Annotated in this window: 11 protein-coding genes; 7 read left to right on the forward strand and 4 right to left on the reverse strand. The window is 67.0% G+C overall.

Translation table 11 applies throughout. The features are described 5' to 3' along the window. Positions 1-118: 118 nt before the first annotated feature. Together C1927_RS05665 and C1927_RS05670 are read right to left on the reverse strand one after the other, a co-directional pair. The gene (locus tag C1927_RS05665; RefSeq protein ID WP_174208671.1) at positions 119-2,875 is read right to left on the reverse strand and encodes a TonB-dependent receptor; all 2,757 of its coding nucleotides are present in this window, start codon (positions 2,873-2,875) and stop codon (positions 119-121) included. A 255-nt stretch (positions 2,876-3,130) separates the two neighbouring features. Next, entirely contained in the window at positions 3,131-5,182 is a 2,052-nt protein-coding gene (locus tag C1927_RS05670; protein WP_108746136.1) for a glycoside hydrolase family 97 protein, read from the reverse strand. A 236-nt stretch (positions 5,183-5,418) separates the two neighbouring features. On the opposite strand from C1927_RS05670, the gene C1927_RS05675 reads away from it, so the two are divergent. From C1927_RS05675 to C1927_RS05705, 7 genes are all read left to right on the forward strand, one after another. Continuing rightward, positions 5,419-7,623 carry a Six-hairpin glycosidase-like protein gene (locus tag C1927_RS05675; protein WP_108746137.1) on the forward strand — a complete coding sequence of 735 codons (2,205 nt, stop codon included), beginning with the start codon at positions 5,419-5,421 and terminating at the stop codon, positions 7,621-7,623. Then, a complete protein-coding gene (locus C1927_RS05680) occupies positions 7,620-9,107 on the forward strand; it encodes an MFS transporter (protein WP_108746138.1) in 1,488 nt (495 codons plus the stop codon). Before C1927_RS05675 ends, C1927_RS05680 begins: the two co-directional genes overlap by 4 nt. Next, positions 9,107-10,822 carry an alpha-amylase family glycosyl hydrolase gene (locus tag C1927_RS05685; protein ID WP_108746139.1) on the forward strand — a complete coding sequence of 572 codons (1,716 nt, stop codon included), beginning with the start codon at positions 9,107-9,109 and terminating at the stop codon, positions 10,820-10,822. Before C1927_RS05680 ends, C1927_RS05685 begins: the two co-directional genes overlap by 1 nt. An 86-nt stretch (positions 10,823-10,908) precedes the next feature. Next, the gene (locus C1927_RS05690; protein ID WP_159095300.1) at positions 10,909-11,310 is read left to right on the forward strand and encodes a hypothetical protein; all 402 of its coding nucleotides are present in this window, start codon (positions 10,909-10,911) and stop codon (positions 11,308-11,310) included. Between the two features lie 93 nt (positions 11,311-11,403). Further along, on the forward strand, positions 11,404-11,790 hold the full coding sequence (locus C1927_RS05695) for an SseB family protein (RefSeq protein WP_079220982.1): 387 nt from the start codon (positions 11,404-11,406) through the stop codon (positions 11,788-11,790). A gap of 14 nt (positions 11,791-11,804) precedes the next feature. Further along, complete coding sequence (locus tag C1927_RS05700) at positions 11,805-12,089, forward strand: hypothetical protein (protein WP_108746141.1); 285 nt, start codon at positions 11,805-11,807, stop codon at positions 12,087-12,089. Between the two features lie 91 nt (positions 12,090-12,180). Beyond that, positions 12,181-12,492, forward strand: coding sequence for a hypothetical protein (locus C1927_RS05705; protein WP_079220984.1), 312 nt, complete (start codon positions 12,181-12,183; stop codon positions 12,490-12,492). A 41-nt stretch (positions 12,493-12,533) separates the two neighbouring features. Here C1927_RS05705 and C1927_RS05710 read toward each other — a convergent pair whose 3' ends face one another. Together C1927_RS05710 and C1927_RS05715 are read right to left on the reverse strand one after the other, a co-directional pair. Next, complete coding sequence (locus tag C1927_RS05710) at positions 12,534-12,833, reverse strand: hypothetical protein (RefSeq protein ID WP_159095301.1); 300 nt, start codon at positions 12,831-12,833, stop codon at positions 12,534-12,536. A gap of 61 nt (positions 12,834-12,894) precedes the next feature. Further along, positions 12,895-16,479, reverse strand: a complete 3,585-nt coding sequence (locus tag C1927_RS05715; RefSeq protein ID WP_108746143.1) for a M1 family aminopeptidase — start codon at positions 16,477-16,479, stop codon at positions 12,895-12,897. Positions 16,480-16,488 lie beyond the last annotated feature (9 nt).

Below are 16,488 nucleotides of genomic sequence, written 5' to 3' on the forward strand. Positions count from 1 at the left end.
AAAAGAAAACCCGCTGCCTGCGCAGCGGGTTTCCGGTCCTGCTCCCCTTGTGTGTCGCCGGGCATGGCCCGGCGCTACCGGTGCGTTGCCGGCCAGCGGCCGGCACTACCGATCGTGGTCAGAACTTGTAGTTCACGCCCAGCACGTAGGTGCGGCCCCACTCGATGTATTCCAGCGGGCGGTCCGTGGTGCCGGCGTAGGTGCGGTACGGCTCGTTGGTCAGGTTGCTTCCCTGCAGCAGCAGGGTCAGGCCACGCATGGCGCTGCTGTCGCTGAAGGTGTAGCTGATCTGCGCATCGGTCACGTTCTCGCCCACCACGTAACGCAGCGTGCGGTTGCCGTTGAAGTTGCCGATCTCACCGATGAAGTCCGAACGACGGCGCTGGCTCACGCGCGCTTCGAAGCCGTTGCGCTCGAAGTAGGCGGTGAAGTTGTACACGCGCTCGGACAGGCCGGGCAGGCTGATCGGATCCGAACCCACGCTGGAAGCGCTTTCCGGGTCGAGGATCTTGATGTCGCTCTTGTTGAAGGTGGCACTGGCCTGCACGCCGAAGCCACGCAGGCTGTCGGTCAGCATGTCCAGCGGGAACGATGCAGTCAGTTCCAGGCCCTTCAGCGTGCCGCCCTTGCCGTTTTCCGGGGTGGAGAACGTGCCGGTGGTCAGCACCGGTGCGGTCATGCCCGGCGGCGGCACGTAGCTGCCCAGCAGGTCGGTGAAGTCGTAGTCGTCCACCGACTGGGTGTAGACGTAGCTCTTCAGGTCCTTGTAGAAGATCGCGGCGGCCACGTAGGCCTTTTCACCGAAGTACTTCTCGTAGGACAGGTCCAGCGCGGTGGCACGCCACGGATCCAGCAGCGGGTTGCCGCCGCTGCCGCCGGGCTTGCCGGTGGCGGTATCCACGCCGAACTCCAGGCCAGCACGCATCTGGTCCACGCGCGGGCGCGCGACCTGCTTGGCTGCGGCGAAGCGCAGCGTCTGCTGGTGCGGGAACATGAAGGCCAGGTTCAAGCTCGGCAGCCAGTCGTTGTAGGTCTTGCCGTTGGAGTACGGCTGGATGTTGCTGCCGGCCGGCTGTGAGCTGTCCCAGTAGCGCGAATCCGAGCTCTGGTCGGTGTGCTGCATCTGCACGCCGATGTTGCCGCGCACGCCCACCTCACCGATGTCGGTGTTGATGTTCAGGCGCGCCCAGGCGGTGGTGATCTTTTCCTGCACCACCCACGACTTCGGGATCAGGTAATCAAGGTTGTCGACCGGATTGAAGGTCATGTAGCGGCCCACGGCCGCCGGCACGTTCCAGGCCGGGATGTAGCCGATGCCGGCAAAGCCCAGGTTGACCGGCGAATACTGCAGGTCCGAGGCGATGTTGGCATCGCCCTGCGCACCCAGCAGGATGTTGCCTTCGGACTGGGTCTTGGTCTTGCGGCGGTCGGCGTAGTTCACGCCGATGTCCACGTCCGGTGCCCACGAGGCGATGGCCTCGGGCAGGGCGATGGTCGCGGCCAGCTTGGCGCCCTTCAGGCGGTCTTCCACCTGCGGCACCTTGCCGTAGCCGGAGCCATAGATGGTGTTGGTCAGGAACAGCGCATTGGGATCGGAGTAATCCAGGCCCGGGCTGATCTGCGAGAAGCCGTTCGGGCGGATCTGCAGGCCGATGGTGTCCAGCTGTGGCATCGGGGTCAGCTGCAGATTGTTTTCCAGGTTCAGCTCATCGCGCGTGGCCTTGGAGTAGTTCACATCGGCGACCAGCTTGACGCTGCCGAAGGTGAACTCGTTGTTCCAGCCGAACGCATCGATCTTGTCCTTGCGCTTGTTGTACATGCCGCGCACCAGCGGGTACACGCCGCTGGCGGTGCCACCGGTGAAAGTGCCATCGGCATTGACCTGCGGGTTGCTGATCAGCAGGCCCGGGGTATAGCCACCATTGAAGTTGCTCAGGTTGAGCTCGAACTGGTTGGCGGTGTCGATCTGCTCGGCTTCGGTGTGGAACGCATCGAAGGTGCTGGTCCAGGCGTTGTTCGGCCGGAACTGGATGGTGGCCATCACGCCGTCGCGCTTGTTGTTGCCGGTACGGCGCAGCGCCTTGATGCCGTCGGAGAAGTACGTGCCTGCGGCCACGCCCGGGCGGTTGCCGTTGGTGGTCTGCTCGGTGGTCCACGGCTCGTACAGGCCGACCTGGTTTTCCTGGATCGGGTTGTCGCTGTGCGCGTAGCCGATCGAGATGCCCAGGGTCTTGTCGAAGAACTGGTCGATGTAGCTGGCGCTGAAGCGGTTGCCGAATTCATCGACATTGGCGGCTTCGCCGAGCGAACTCTTCTGCAGGCGGCCGCTGACGGCGATCACGCGGTCGGGGAAGCTGAGCGGACGCACGGTCTGCATGTCGATGGTGCCCGACAGGCCCTGGCCGACCAGGGCGGCGTCCGGGGTCTTGTAGACGGTCACGCCGTTCACCAGTTCCGAGGGGTACTGGTCGAACTCGACGCTGCGGTTGTCGCCGGTGCTGACCACTTCACGCCCGTTGAGCAGGGTGGTGGCGAAGTCGGGCGACAGGCCGCGCACGCTGATGACCTGGGCACGGCCGGCCACGCGCTGGGCGGCCAGGCCGGGCAGGCGACCCAGCGATTCGGCGATGCTGACGTCGGGCAGTTTGCCGATGTCTTCGGCCGAGATCGCTTCAACCACCGAGGTGGCGTCCTGCTTGATCGCAATGGCGTTTTCGATGCCGCGGCGGATGCCGGTGACCTGCACGGTGTCCAGGTTGGTGGCGGACGTACCGGTGGTGGTTTCGGTGGACTGCGTGGATTGCGCCGATGCCAGCGACGGCACCAGTGCAACGGCCAGCGCCAGACTCAGCGCGGTGCGCGTGTGGTTCAACATTTTCCCCTCCCAGGCAATGTTGTAGAGCATCTTGTGGTCGTCCCGGCGGTGCCGTGGACGTGCGACGCGGTGGCCGCTGTCGTCGCCGCTATGGTAGGCAGCGGCTTCTCCGCGGGAATCACCCTGCATACGTATTCAATGGCTTTCGCAGCGTTGTAATCGATTCCAGTGTCTGTATCCCGGTAGTGCCGACCGCCGGCCGGCAACCACGCGATGCGGATGGATGCCGGCCAGCGGCCGGCACTACCGTTCCATTCAGAGCGGGGTGAACCGGATCGCCTGGCCACCGCCCGGCGCCAGCACCAGGGTCAGGGCATCGGCGCTGGTCACCTCGCGGGTCTCGCGCTTGAACGCGAACGGATTGCTGCGGAAATCCGCACCATCGCCGTCGCGGTAGATCTCGGCGCGGTAGCGCACGCCCGGTTCCAGGAAGCCCAGCGACACCGGCAGCACGCGGCCGTGTTCATCGGTGATGCTGCCCAGGAACCAGTCACGGCTGGTGCGGTCGCGGCGCACGATCGTCACGTAGTCGCCCACTTCGCCATCCAGCACGCGGCTCTGCTCCCAGTCCACCGCCACGTCCTCGATGAAGCGGAACGCCTCGCGGTGCTGCAGGTAGTGCTCGGGCAGGTCGGCGGCCATCTGGATCGGGCTGTACAGCACCACGTACAGCGCCAGTTGGCGGGCCAGCGTGCTGGGAATGGCCTGGCCGTGGCGGCCCTTCAGGCTGAGGATGCCGGGGGTGTAGTCGAACGGGCCGGCCAGCATGCGGGTGAACACCAGGTTGACCTCGTGCTCGGGCGGGTTCGGCGGCTGGCCCCAGGCGTTGTACTCCATGCCGCGCGCGCCTTCGCGCGAGATCCAGTTGGGGTAGGTGCGGCGCAGGCCGGTGTCCTTGATCGGCTCGTGCGGATTCACCGACAGATGCCGGCGCGCGGCTTCCTGCACCACCTTCAGGTGGTGGCGGGCCATGAACTGGCCGTCATGCCACTCGCGCCAGAGCGGGCCGCCGGCCGGATTGCGGCGGTCGACCTGGCCGTCATCGCAGACGTAGCCGGTCTTGAACTGGTCCACGCCCAGCCGTGCATACAGGTCCAGCGCGGCGCCCAGCTGGTCTTCGTAGTGCTCGATGGCGCAGCCGGTTTCGTGGTGGCCGATCAGGTGCACGCCCTTCTTCAGGCCGTACGCGGACAGCGCCTCGATGTCGAAGTCCGGCGTGGCGCGGGTGAAATCGAAGTCGTAACCGTTGCCGACCCACATGCCGTCCCAGCCGGGATTCCAGCCTTCCACCAGCACGCCGCGGAAGCCATGCGCGGCGGCGAAGTCGATCACCTTCTTTGTCTTCGCGGTGGTGGCGGCGTGCTTCGGGCCAGTCGCCCAGCTTTCGTTGTCCAGGTGCATCGACCACCAGACGCCCAGGTACTTGGCCGGCTTCACCCAGCTCACATCGCCCAGTGCATTGGGTTCGTTGAGGTTGAGGATCAGGTCCGATTCGACCAGGCCACCGGCGCGGTCGGCGATCTGCAGCGTGCGCCACGGCGTGGCGAACGGCAGGGCACGGCGCACCTTCCAGCCTTCGGCCGAGGGCGAAAGCTGCGCGCGCAGGCGCTGGCCCTCGGTGCGGCGCAGCCACATGCCGGCGTAGTCCACCAGCGCGGCCTCGTGGATGGCCACGTGCAGGCCATCGTGGCTGCGCAGGGTCATCGGCGTGTGCACCAGCGGCACTTCGCGCAGCGGCGTGCGCTGGTACAGGTACTCGTAGTGGATCGGCTCGCCGGCCGGAATCCACCAGGCGGTTGAATCGGGGGCGATGGCGAACTCGGTCAGCTCGTCATCGATGATCGCCTCGCGCAGGTTGGGCTGCTCGGGGAACACATAACGGAAGCCAAGGCCGTCGTCGTACACGCGGAACACCACGTCCAGGCGGCGCTTGCTGCCGGTGGTTTCGGCCAGCTGCACGGTCAGTTCGTTGAAGTGGTTGCGGGTGACCCGGCGCTCGCCCCAGGGCTGTTCCCAGGTGTCATCGACGCTGCGCTGCTGCTGGCCGAGCAGGGCGAAATCGCGGTCCAGGCGGCCATCGCGCAGTTCAAAGCCCAGCTTCGAATCGGCCACCACGGGCTCGCCGAAGCGCTCGACGCGGTAGCGCGCGGTGCCACCGTCCAGCACCAGGCTGACCTTGAGTACCTTGCCCGGCGATTCCACGCTGGCCACCTGTGGCGCGGCCTGGGCCAGGGCAGCCAGGCCCAGCAGGGCCAGGCCGATCACGTGCGCGAACATCGCGCGGATTGCAGCAGATGAAGCCGGCATTTCCCCTCCCAAGGCGCCGTTGGCAGACCCGGACCATAAGCCAGCGTGGGCGCCGCTCTTCACGCAACTGCGATGAATACGTATGCAACTGGCCGCAGGCTGCAGCGCCGCGTCTACCATGGGGCCAAGGCACCTTGAGGGAGGCGCCGCGCCCGCGCACCGTCCAAGGTGGCGCGGACCCACAACGGTGCAGAGAGGGAGGGAGGTCGACGGGCGCAAGCCGGTCTGCCGCTTCGATGCTGAAGATCATTTGCCTGACGGCTGCCCTTGGGGCAGCGCTGGGAACGACCGCGCACGCGGCCGACCTGGAATTCAACGGCCGCCATGCGCGTGCCGAAGCCGCTGCCAAGGGCAGCTTTGTCCTGCATGCGCCCACGCTGGAAGGGCACGGCGCCGTGCAGATCGCCGCCGCGCCCATGCGCAGCCAGACCGGCAGCGTGATGTTCGACGCGCTGTTCGCGCTGGCGCAGCAGGAAATGGACCAGGACCGCGTGGACGCGATCCGCGATCCGTCCTTCGACGAAGGCCGACCGGTGCCGTGCGACTGCTTCCAGACCGGTGCGCGCTGGCCCTATGTGTGGACCCGCGATCTCAGCTTCGCCGCCGATCTGGCACTGGCCAAGCTGGACCCGCAGCGCACCCGGCAGTCGCTGCAGTTCAAGCTGTCGGCCGCGCGCGATGGCCACACTCCCGGCCTGTTCGTTGCCCAGGACACCGGTTCCGGTGGCAGCTGGCCGATCAGCAGCGACCGCGTGGTGTGGTTCCTCGCCGCGCGCCACCTGCTGGATGATCCGGCGTTCGCCGACCAGGTGTGGCAGGCGCTGCAGGGCACGCTGGCGCAGGACCGGGCGATGGTGTTCGACGCGCAGATGGGCCTGTACCGCGGCGAGACGTCTTTCCTGGACTGGCGTGAGCAGACCTACCCGGACTGGACGCGCGAGAACGTGCGCTTCATCGGTGATTCCTACGCGCTGTCCACCAACGTGCTGCACTACCAGGCGCTGCGCCTGGGCCAGCAGATGGCCGCGCAGCTGGGCGACGAGCGCAGCGAACAATACAAGGCCTGGGCCGACGCGCTGGCGCTGCAGATCGATGCACGCTTCTGGCGCGAGGACATGGGCCAGTACATGAGCTACATCGGCGAGGCCGCGCACCCGGTGCCGTACGCCAAGGTCGATCTGCTGGGCCTGTCGCTGGGCATCCTCGCCGACGTGCTGCCCGCCGGGCGCGCGCAGCATGCGCTGGCCGCCTACCCGATGGGGCCGGCCGGCAGCCCGGTGGTGTGGCCGCAGGAAGCGCAGCAGCCGATCTACCACAACCGCGCCATCTGGCCGTTCGTCAGCGCCTACTCGCTGCGTGCCGCGCGCAAGCTCGATGATGCCCCGCGCATCGCCGCCGAAATCCGTTCGCTGATGCAGGGCGCGGCACTGGCCGGTTCCAACATGGAGAACTACGAGCTGGTCACCCAGGCCGTGCACGTGGACGAAGGCGCGCTCAGTGGCCCGGTGGTCAACTCCGAGCGCCAGCTGTGGTCGGTGGCCGGTTACCTGGCCATGGTCAGCGAAGGCGTGTTCGGCCTGCAGGACGATGGCAGTGTGCAGCCCAAGCTGCCGGCCAGCCTGGTGCCGGACCTGTTCGGAAAGCAGCGCCGCATCAGCCTGGAGGCGAACGGCAAGCGCTATGTGCTGGAGCGGCCGAAACAGCTGGGCGACGGCCTGCTGGTGGCCGGCAAGGTAAAGACGCGGGGTGCGACCACCACCGTACAGCTGGTGCCGGCCGCTGCCGCGCCGCGTGATGCGGTGGCCAGCGCCGACGCCAATGCGCGTGCATCGGCCACGCCGGCCGCACCGCAGGCCAGGCGCAGTGGCAAGGGCTGGACCGTGGCCGTGGCCGCCGACCAGGTGCTGTGGCAGGACGGCAAGGCACTGCAGCCGGCCAAGGGCGTGGCCCGCGTGGGCGACGATGGGCTGCAGCATTGCCTCAGCCTGACCCGCCGCGACGGTGCGCTGGAATCGCTGCACAGCCCGATGCTGTGCGTGGGCCCGCAGCAGGTGCTGCGCGGTGATCGCCAGTGGCGCTTCAGCAATGCCAAGGCTGGCCATGTGCGCCTGCGCCTGCAGTACAACAACCCGAACGGGCCGATCAACACCGGCGTGACCGCGGCGGTGAAGCAGTTGAACCTGCAGTGCGCAGGCCAGCCGGCGCAGCGGCAGACCGTCACCCTGCCGCACAGCGTTGCCGCGCAGGAATCGACCGCGGCCAGCTTCGCCGTGCCGAAGGGCCGCTGCACGGTCACTCTGGAAGAAGGCTTCAACATGAGCGCGCTGGAGCACTTCGCGCACTACACCGGCGGCAAGGGCGGGCGCGAAGGCGTGCTCAACCAGGCCCAGGTGCAGGCGCTGAAGGTGGCGCCGGTCGCTGCGGTCGAGGGTGCACGATGAGTCGTCCCGCCAAGCCGCAGCTGTCGTTCTGGCAGATCTGGAACATGTGTTTCGGCTTCCTCGGCATCCAGTTCGGGTTTGCACTGCAGAACGCCAACGCCAGCCGCATCTTCGAAACGCTGGGGGCATCGCAGGACGCGGTGCCGGGGCTGTGGATCGCCGCACCGCTGACCGGCCTGCTGGTGCAGCCGGTGGTGGGCTATCTGTCCGACCGTACCTGGACGCGCTGGGGGCGACGCCGCCCGTTCTTCATGATCGGCGCGGTGCTGACCACGCTGGCCCTGCTGGTGATGCCGAACTCGCCCACGCTGTGGATCGCGGCCGGCACGCTGTGGGTGCTGGATGCCTCCATCAACGTGTCGATGGAACCGTTCCGCGCGTTCGTCGGCGACCAGCTGGCGCCGCGGCAGCGGCCGACCGGCTATGCGATGCAGAGCTTCTTCATCGGCGTCGGCGCCATCGTCGCCAGCTTCCTGCCCTTCATCCTCACTCACTTCGGCGTCAGCAACACGGCCGTGCCGGGTGAAGTGCCCGACTCGGTGCGCTACGCGTTCTACTTCGGCGCGGTGGTGCTGCTGGCGGCAATCAGCTGGACGGTGTTCAGCACGCGCGAGTATTCGCCCACCGAGCTTGCGTCCTTCGACGATGCCGAGCCGCCCGCGCACCACGCCGGTGCCGCCGTCAGCGGTCCCGCACCGTGGGGCCAGGTGGCGCTGTGGCTGGGCCTGGGCGTGCTGCTGGCAGCGCTGATCGCCTGGCGCCAGGGCGACAAGATGCTGTACGTGCTGGCCGGCCTGTGTGCGGGTTACGGCCTGCTGCTGGCGCTGGCCCGCCTGTTGCCCGGCCCGCACATGCTGGCGGCCATCGTCGGCGACCTGCGGGCAATGCCGGTGACCATGCGGCGCCTGGCCTGGGTGCAGTTCTTCTCGTGGTTCGCACTGTTTGCGATGTGGATCTTCACCACCGCCGCCGTGGCCGGTACCCACTTCGGTTCCACCGATCCGCAGTCGGCGGCCTACAACGAAGGCGCCAACTGGGTGGGCGTGCTGTTTGGTGCCTACAACGGCTTCGCTGCACTGGCCGCACTGCTGATCCCGCCGATGGTGCGCGCGCTCGGCCTGCGCTGGAGCCACCTGGTCAACCTGTGGCTGGGCGGGGCAGGGCTGATCTCGATGATGTTCATCGATGATCCGCGCTGGCTGCTGCTGTCGATGGTCGGCGTGGGCTTTGCCTGGGCCTCGATCCTGTCCCTGCCGTATGCCCTGCTGTCGGACAGCGTTCCGGCGGCAAAGATGGGCGTATACATGGGCATCTTCAATTTCTTCATCGTGATCCCGCAGCTGGTCGCGGCCAGTGCGCTCGGCTTTGCCCTGCGCGCGTGGCTGGGTGAGCAGCCGATCCACGTGCTGGTGCTGGGGGGCTGCAGCCTGCTCGTGGCCGGTGTGTGCGTACTGCGGGTTCCGTCCCGTCCGGAGGTGGTGTGATGCGTGGTGTGCTGGCTGTTGCTGTTTCCCTTGCCCTGTTCGCCGGCCCGGCCGTGGCTGCGCCGCGCCCGGACTATGTGGGCACCACCGAGCCGTTCGCCAGCGATGCGGTGTACTTCGTGGTCACCGACCGTTTCGTCAACGGCGATCCGTCCAACGACCACCGCGAACAGGGTGGCAAGCACCGCACGTTCGACATCCCGGTGCCGTGCCCGGACAAGGTCGATGGCAACATCGGCTACCTCGGCGGTGATTTCCGCGGCGTGCTGGACAATGCGCAGTACATCCGCAGCCTCGGTTTCGGTGCGGTGTGGATCACGCCCATCGTAGACAACCCGGACGAGGCCTTCACCGGCAGCAAGCCGATCAGCTGCACCAGCACGCTGACCGACCGCGGCAAGACCGGTTACCACGGCTACTGGGGCATCAACTTCTACAAGCTCGACGAACACCTGCCCAGCAGGGACCTGGATTTTGCCGGCCTCAACAAGGGCCTGCACGATGCCGGCCTGAAAGTGGTGCTGGACATCGTCGGCAACCACGGTTCGCCTGCCTGGACCATGCCCAAGCGGCAGCCGCAGTTCGGCCAGATCTTCGACAAGGACGGCACGCTGATTGCCGACCACCAGAACCTGCCGCCGCAGAAGCTGGACCCGAAGCACAACCCGCTGCACGCGTTCTACAACAACATCGGTCCGGTCGACGGCAAGGACGGTTCCATCTTCGACGGCAACCTGGCCGAGCTGTCCGATTTCAACCAGGACAACCCGGCGGTGATGGATTACCTGGTGGGCGCTTACCTGCAGTGGACCGCACAGGGCGTGGATGCACTGCGCATCGACACCATCGGCTGGCTGCCGCACCCGTGGTGGCATGAGTTCGTCAACCGCATCCGCGCCGAGCACCCGGGCATGTTCATGTTCGGCGAAGCCTTCGACTACAACGCGGCCAGCATCGCCGAGCACACCTGGCCGGCCAATGCGAACGTGAGCGTGCTCGATTTCCCGCTGCGCGGCGCGCTGGAGCAGACCTTCGGCACCACGGGCAAGGGGTTTGAAACGCTGGCCGAGCCGCTGCACCTGACCGGTGGCCCGTACGCCAACCCGTACGAGTTGATGAGCTTCTACGACAACCACGACATGCCACGCCTGCAGGCCAGCGACACCGGCTTCATCGACGCGCACAACTGGCTGTTCACCGCGCGCGGCATCCCGGTGGTCTATTACGGATCGGAGACCGGCTTCATGCGCGGCCGCGCCGAACACGCCGGCAACCGCGCGTACTTCGGCCAGCAGCGCGTGGACGATGCACCGCAGAGCCCGATCTTCGCGCCGCTGCAGCGCATCGCCAAGCTGCGCGAAGCCACCCCGGCCCTGCAGCGCGGCCTGCAGGTGAACGAGCGCCTGCAGGGCGACGAGGCAGTGTTCTTCCGCGTGCTGCAGCACGGTGACGTGGCGCAGACCGCGCTGGTGCTGCTGAACAAGGGTGATACAGTGCGCAGCATCGAGGTGGAGCGGTACCTGCAGGCGGGCACCTGGCGTGATGCGCTGGGCGGCAACGAACTGAAGGTGAAGCGCTCGCTGAAGGTGGAGGTGCCGGCGCACGGCGTGAAGGTGTACGTGCTGGATGCGCCGGTGCAGCAGCCGGCCCTGCAGGCCGAGCTGGACAAGGCGGTGGCTGACCAGCAGGCGCGGGACCAGCGTTTGAAGCGGTAGGGCCGGCCGCTGGCCGGCAGCTCCAGATCATTGGCAGATGCAACTGCCGGCCAGCGGCCGGTACTTCGGCAAGGATGGGCTGAATGATGCGACGTTTACTGATTCCACTCTGTGCTGGCGTGGCCACCGGTGGCCTGATCGCCGCCGTGACCTTTCCGTGGCTGGCGCGCACCGCCGCCATCGCGATGCCGCGCAGCTTCAATGTGTACCTGTGGGACGCGCTGGTGGTGTTCGGCCTCGGCGCCACCTTGGTGGCGTTCCCGCTGATGCTGCTGGCCCTGCGCCTGGCCAGCGCACGTGGCACGGGCGTGGCAGTAATGCTGGTGGCGGCCCTGCTGGCGCTGGTTGCGGGACTGGCCGCGATGGATGCGCTGCAGGGCGGCGGCAGCGTGCTGATGGCGTGGGCCGCGGGCATGCTGCTGGCTGCACTGGTTCACCGGTACTGGCGCCGTTCCGGCCAGGCCCCGCTGCAGGCACATGCCCGGTAGAGCCAGGCCATGCCTGGCTGCTTCGGCGGGCAGGGGCAGCCGAGCGTGGGCTCGGCTCTACAATAGGCGCCCCTACCTCCCCGCCGTACCGCCATGACCGACCTCGCCCCGCAGACCCCGATCGAAACCCTGCTGAAGGCCGCCATGGACGGGGCCGTGCCGATCCGCGCCTTCATGGAAGCCTTCGTGGCGTCCGAGGTGGTGCTGTTGACCGGCAGCCTGGTCACCCCTGACGGCAGCGGTTTCGACCCGCTGCTGTTCGACAAGCAGGGCACCCTGCACGTGGCTGTGTTCACCGATCCGGCGCGGGTCGGCATCCATTCCCAGCAGGCCCCGCACCAGATCCGCTGGCTGATGCTGGACGTGCTGCGCCGCGTGCCGGGTGGCTACGGCGTGGTGGTCAACCCTGGTACGACGCTCGGCTTCGAGATTTCCGCCAGCGGCGTGGGCGAGATCCTGAAGGACTTCGCGCAGGGGTGAGCAGGGTCTCCGGCATGGACTCGATGGCACGCGCTGCCGCCCACCACGAACGGCGGGCTGCCATCTGGCTGGCAACCGGCGTGGCGCTGTCGATGGTGATCGGGTTGACGCTTGCATTCGGCTTCGATATCGACGGCAGCCCCGCACCGCTGCTGGCATGGGTGGGCAGCTGGGGCGCAGCTTGGCATCTGTACCAGCGTGCGCGATTGCAGGGACGGCGGGCGTGGTTGCTGGGTGGCTTCGCCATGCTGGGGCCAGTGCCAGCATTCCTGGTCCATCTCTCGTTGCGCGGGTCGTAGTGCTGCGCCTCGCCCCGCACCAGGGGGGCCTTTGCCGAGCATGGTGCGGCGTTCCACAATGGTGGCATCAGGCCCACAGGGAAGACTGTCCATGGAACTGGAAACTGCTCCCACGCCCCGCCATTCCCGCTCCGCCCTGATCTTCCTGGTCGCGGCCATCGTTGCCGCACTGTTGGCCCTGCCGCTGCTGCGCGCCGTCGGCATGGCACAGTGGCCGGTGTTCGCCCTTGCGTGGCTGATCAACCTGGGGGCGGCCTGGCATCTTGGACAGTGGGCGCGGCAGCAGGGCCGGGCGGCCTGGGCCTTCGGTGGGCCTGCGCTGCTGGGTACGGTCGCCTCGATCGTCGTGTACGTGCTGCTGGCGTTGCTGGGGCCGAAGCGCGGGACATCGCCGCGAGGGTGATGCGGGGAAGCCCTGCCAGGCATGGCCTGGCACTACCGGAATCAGTTCGGGTAGTAGAGCAGGGCGGAGCCCTTGGTCAGAGCCTCTTCGTAGAACCCGGCGAAGCCACGGTAGGCATCGGTGTCCAGCACATCCACCTGCAAGCGGCCGCAGCGCAGGTCGGTGATCTCATCAAAGCCGAATCGTGCGCATTCGGCCTGGGCCAGGTCGAACGCATCGCGCTCTTCGTCCTGCCGCAGGAACAGCATGGCTCTATGCAACGCACCTGCTTCCGGCGCATTCCATTCGAGTTCGGACGCGCCTGCATAGCGGCCCGTAAAGCCATAGACCATCACGATCACGTTTCATCTCCAGGCAGGACGGCGGTGGTACCGGGCATGCGGCCCGGCACCACCGCCAGCATCACATCGAAACCTTCTTGCGGTTGTCGTCGCTGACGCGGTCGATCAGCTTGTTGTACGGATCAAACCCGGCCTCGTCCGGCTTGCTGTCCACCGTCACCGTGATGGTGGGCTCGGCCGTGGTCACATGGTGGCGTTGCAGGTACAGCACCTTCTGGTCGCGTTCCTTGCCCGACGGCCCGTTGGCGAACACGCCGATCTCGATCCAGTCATCCATGCTGCCATCGCTCTCCTGGCCCTTGCCGTCGGCGTACTGCTTGGCCGCGTGCAGGACCAGTGTCACGTCGTAGCGACCGTCCTCGCGCTTGCGCGCGCTCGCGGACATCACCCGGTTGTCGTAGAAGCTGATCTTCTCGAACAGGTCGGTGACCAGCGCCTGGCGATCTGCCGGCGTTTCGGCGCGGATGTAGTCGAGCAGTTCGCGCGAGGTGGTGTACGGCGGCTGCTGGTAACCCTTGTCCTGCAGGAAGCGCTTCAATGCACGGTTCAGTGCCTCTTCGCCGATCTCCTCGCGCAGCCGGTAGAACACCAGCGATCCCTTCTGGTAGTGGATGTACTGCTGGTTCTCCACGCGCTCCAGCGGCTGTTCCTCGATGGCCTCGCCGCCGCGCCCGGACAGGTAGCCATCCAGCTCGCGCTTGAGGAACTGGCGCATGTGCTGGCGGCCGTACTCCTGCTCCATCACCATCAATGCCGAGTACTGCGACAGCGACTCGGACAGCACCGTGGCGCCCTGCACGTTGGCACCGATCACCTGGTGCGCCCACCACTGGTGGGCAACCTCATGGGCGGTCACGTAGAACACGTAGTCCACCTTGTCCGGATCACGCAGGTCGGCGATGAAGCCGATGGCCTCGGAATAGGGAATGGTGTTGGCGAAGGACTGCGCGAAGCGGGCATAGCCGGGGAATTCGATGATGCGCACCTGGCGATGCTGGTAAGGCGTGAAGTTCGCTTCGTAGTAGGCCAGCGACTTCTGCACGGCTTCAATCATCCGGTCCACGTTGTAGCCGTGCGCCGGGTCGAAGTAGACCTCGATCGGGATGTCCCTGTACTTCGCCCTGCGCACTTCCCAGCGTGCCGACAGGTAGGCATAGAAGTTCAGCATCGGCCGGTCCATGGCATAGCTGAAGCAGCGGCGGCCATTGACCGTGGTTTCGTGCTGCAGGTAGCCCGGGGCCAGCGCCACCTGGTCCGGCGCGGTGCAGACCGTGGTGCGGAAGTCGAGCCAGTCGGCATCGTTGGACACATAGTTGTTGGCGCGCGCGGCCTCGTCTTCCAGCTTGGGCATGCGCCGTGGTTCACCCAGACCGCGCTTGCGCCGCTCATTGCGGTCGCTGATCTCGGCACCTTCGTTGTAGCCGAAGGAAGGCAGCACGCGGCTGTTGAAGAACGTGCCGTTGTCCACGATGTTGCTCGGCGCCTGGCCGGCGGTGATGCCGTCGGGCTTCTGCATCACCCGGAAGTGCACGTCGCGCGTTTCACCCGGTTGCAGCGGCGCCTGCAGGCGGTAGATGCGGTAGCCAAGATCGGCGTCGTGCATCGCCAGGGTCTGCCCACCCAGATCGACGGCGAGCAGTTGCTTGTCATCCCCCATCGAGACGTGCACGTCCTGGATCGGGACGGCATGGGTGTTGCGCACCTTCCAGTGGGCGTCGATCACCATGGACTGCGATTCGGGGAACAGGTCCACGCGGTTGTCCACCGCCACGATGCGCGGCTGCGGCAGCGTGCGGTACCTGGACAGCTCGCGCTCGTAGCGGGCCTGCAGGTCCAGCTGCTGGTCGGGGGAAATGAACTCGTTGCGGATGTTGGTGCTCCAGTACAACCAGCCACCCACGACGACGAACGCCAGCGCAGCGACCGCGGCGAAGGCACCGGTCGGACCGCGCAGGCGGCGGCCGGCCAGGGCCAGGCGCTGGCGCAGGCCCTGGCTGACACCGCGTACCCAGAAGGCCGAGGCCAGGCACATCAACGCAAGCAGGAACAGCGCCCAATAGCCCTGGAACGCCAGCTGCCCGGCCAGGAAGTGGCCATAGCCGTTCATGTCCGAATAGGGGGCATTGGGCCAGCTGCCAAAGTTGTAGATGTTCTGCGTGTAGTCCAGCATGCCCAGCACGCCCTGGCCGATCATCACGATGATCAGCAGTGCATAGCCGACGAACTTGTTGTTGGTGAGCACCTGCAGCACCAGCGCCAGGCCACCCATCAGGATGTAGACCACCGAATCCAGTGCCAGGCTGCGCAGGTACAGCAGTGGCTCCAGGTGGGTGTAGCCCTTGGCCAGCTGCACGCCCATCGCCGCCAGCGCGCCAGCGGCCTGGAAACAGGCGATCACTGCCAGCAGCGCGGTGAACTTGGCCAGCAGCGGTACCCAGTTCGGCACGGGCATGGCGTCGGTCACTTCATTGATGCGTGCGCCGCGTTCCTTCCAGACCAGCTCGCCGGCGAAGAACAGCACGATGATCACCAGCAGCCAGCTGAAGGCGCCCTGCAGGGCCATGACCATCTGCGAGGTGACCGGCCAGATCGAAGTGCCGTACAGCGTCTGCCGGAACAATGCGCTAGGCAGGAAGTTGGCCAGGCCCAGCACCAGCAGCACGATGAACGGCACGCTGCGCAGCACGCCGCGCGTGTCGAAGCGGACCTGGCGCAGGAACTGCTGCCACGCCGTGCCCGCGGTGAACACCGGTACCACCCGCGGCAGGGGCGCGCGGGTGGGGCGGATGGCACCCGCATCGGCGGCCGGCAGCACCTGCTTGCGGCCCCAGCGGCGGCGGCCGCTGCCACTGCGTTCGGTACGGAACAGGGCAAGCGTGGCGGCGAACAGTGCTGCGGCCACGCCCAGCCACAGGGCGCGGTTGGCCAGCAGGTAGCCGGCCAGTTCGGGGATGCCGCCGTTGCGTTCCGCAGTGGACCAGTAGCGGATGGTACGGCCCAGCGCACGCATGCCCAGCGGCTCGCTCAGCACCGCGATCCAGGTGTTGTCGATGTCACGCAGCAGGGCGGCGCTGGCACCGTACAGCACCAGGTAGGCCACCAGGCCGATGTACACCCAGAGGATCGAGCGAGTCAGCGCCGCCAGCAGCGACAGCAGCGCGGTGGTGAACAGCAGGTTCGGAATGACGATGACCGCGAAGGCCCAGGCAAAGCCCTGCCAGCTGATCGGGCCCATGCGCTCGGGATCGACCCACGGCATGAACGGTGCCAGCCACACGCCGAACGCAATGATGATGTAGACCAGCAGCCCGGCCGCGAGGGCCGCGGCGATGCGACCGGCCAGGTAGTCGCGACGCTTCACCGGGCTGGCGAAGATCAGTTCGGCAGTGCCCAGTTCGAAGTCACGCAGCAACGCGTTGCTGACGAACAGCGCGTTCACCAGCATCCCCAGCAAGGTGAAGATGCCGAGCATCTGCGCGATCACCGTCGGCGCATTGCTGTGCACGTTGCCGCTGCCACCACCGATCTGCACCGCATCGCTGGAGGCGGCGGCGAAGGCGAGCAGGGCGAACAGCCCGGCCAGCAGCCACAGCAGGGGAGAACGCAGCTGCTCGCGCAGCTCGAAGCGGAAGAAATTGAGGATCATGGCGTGCTC

It is taken from the genome of Stenotrophomonas sp. ZAC14D1_NAIMI4_1 (assembly GCF_003086775.1).
Lineage (GTDB): Bacteria > Pseudomonadota > Gammaproteobacteria > Xanthomonadales > Xanthomonadaceae > Stenotrophomonas.

Bases quoted from the DNA above. Each gene is read 5' to 3' on its own strand.
- C1927_RS05700 (WP_108746141.1), top strand. From the start codon at position 11,805: ATGGACTCGATGGCACGCGCTGCCGCCCACCACGAACGGCGGGCTGCC.
- C1927_RS05705 (WP_079220984.1), top strand. From the start codon at position 12,181: ATGGAACTGGAAACTGCTCCCACGCCCCGCCATTCCCGCTCCGCCCTG.
- C1927_RS05670 (WP_108746136.1), bottom strand. From the start codon at position 5,182: ATGCCGGCTTCATCTGCTGCAATCCGCGCGATGTTCGCGCACGTGATC.
- C1927_RS05695 (WP_079220982.1), top strand. From the start codon at position 11,404: ATGACCGACCTCGCCCCGCAGACCCCGATCGAAACCCTGCTGAAGGCC.
- C1927_RS05665 (WP_174208671.1), bottom strand. From the start codon at position 2,875: ATGTTGAACCACACGCGCACCGCGCTGAGTCTGGCGCTGGCCGTTGCA.
- C1927_RS05685 (WP_108746139.1), top strand. From the start codon at position 9,107: ATGCGTGGTGTGCTGGCTGTTGCTGTTTCCCTTGCCCTGTTCGCCGGC.
- C1927_RS05715 (WP_108746143.1), bottom strand. From the start codon at position 16,479: ATGATCCTCAATTTCTTCCGCTTCGAGCTGCGCGAGCAGCTGCGTTCT.
- C1927_RS05680 (WP_108746138.1), top strand. From the start codon at position 7,620: ATGAGTCGTCCCGCCAAGCCGCAGCTGTCGTTCTGGCAGATCTGGAAC.
- C1927_RS05675 (WP_108746137.1), top strand. From the start codon at position 5,419: ATGCTGAAGATCATTTGCCTGACGGCTGCCCTTGGGGCAGCGCTGGGA.
- C1927_RS05690 (WP_159095300.1), top strand. From the start codon at position 10,909: ATGCGACGTTTACTGATTCCACTCTGTGCTGGCGTGGCCACCGGTGGC.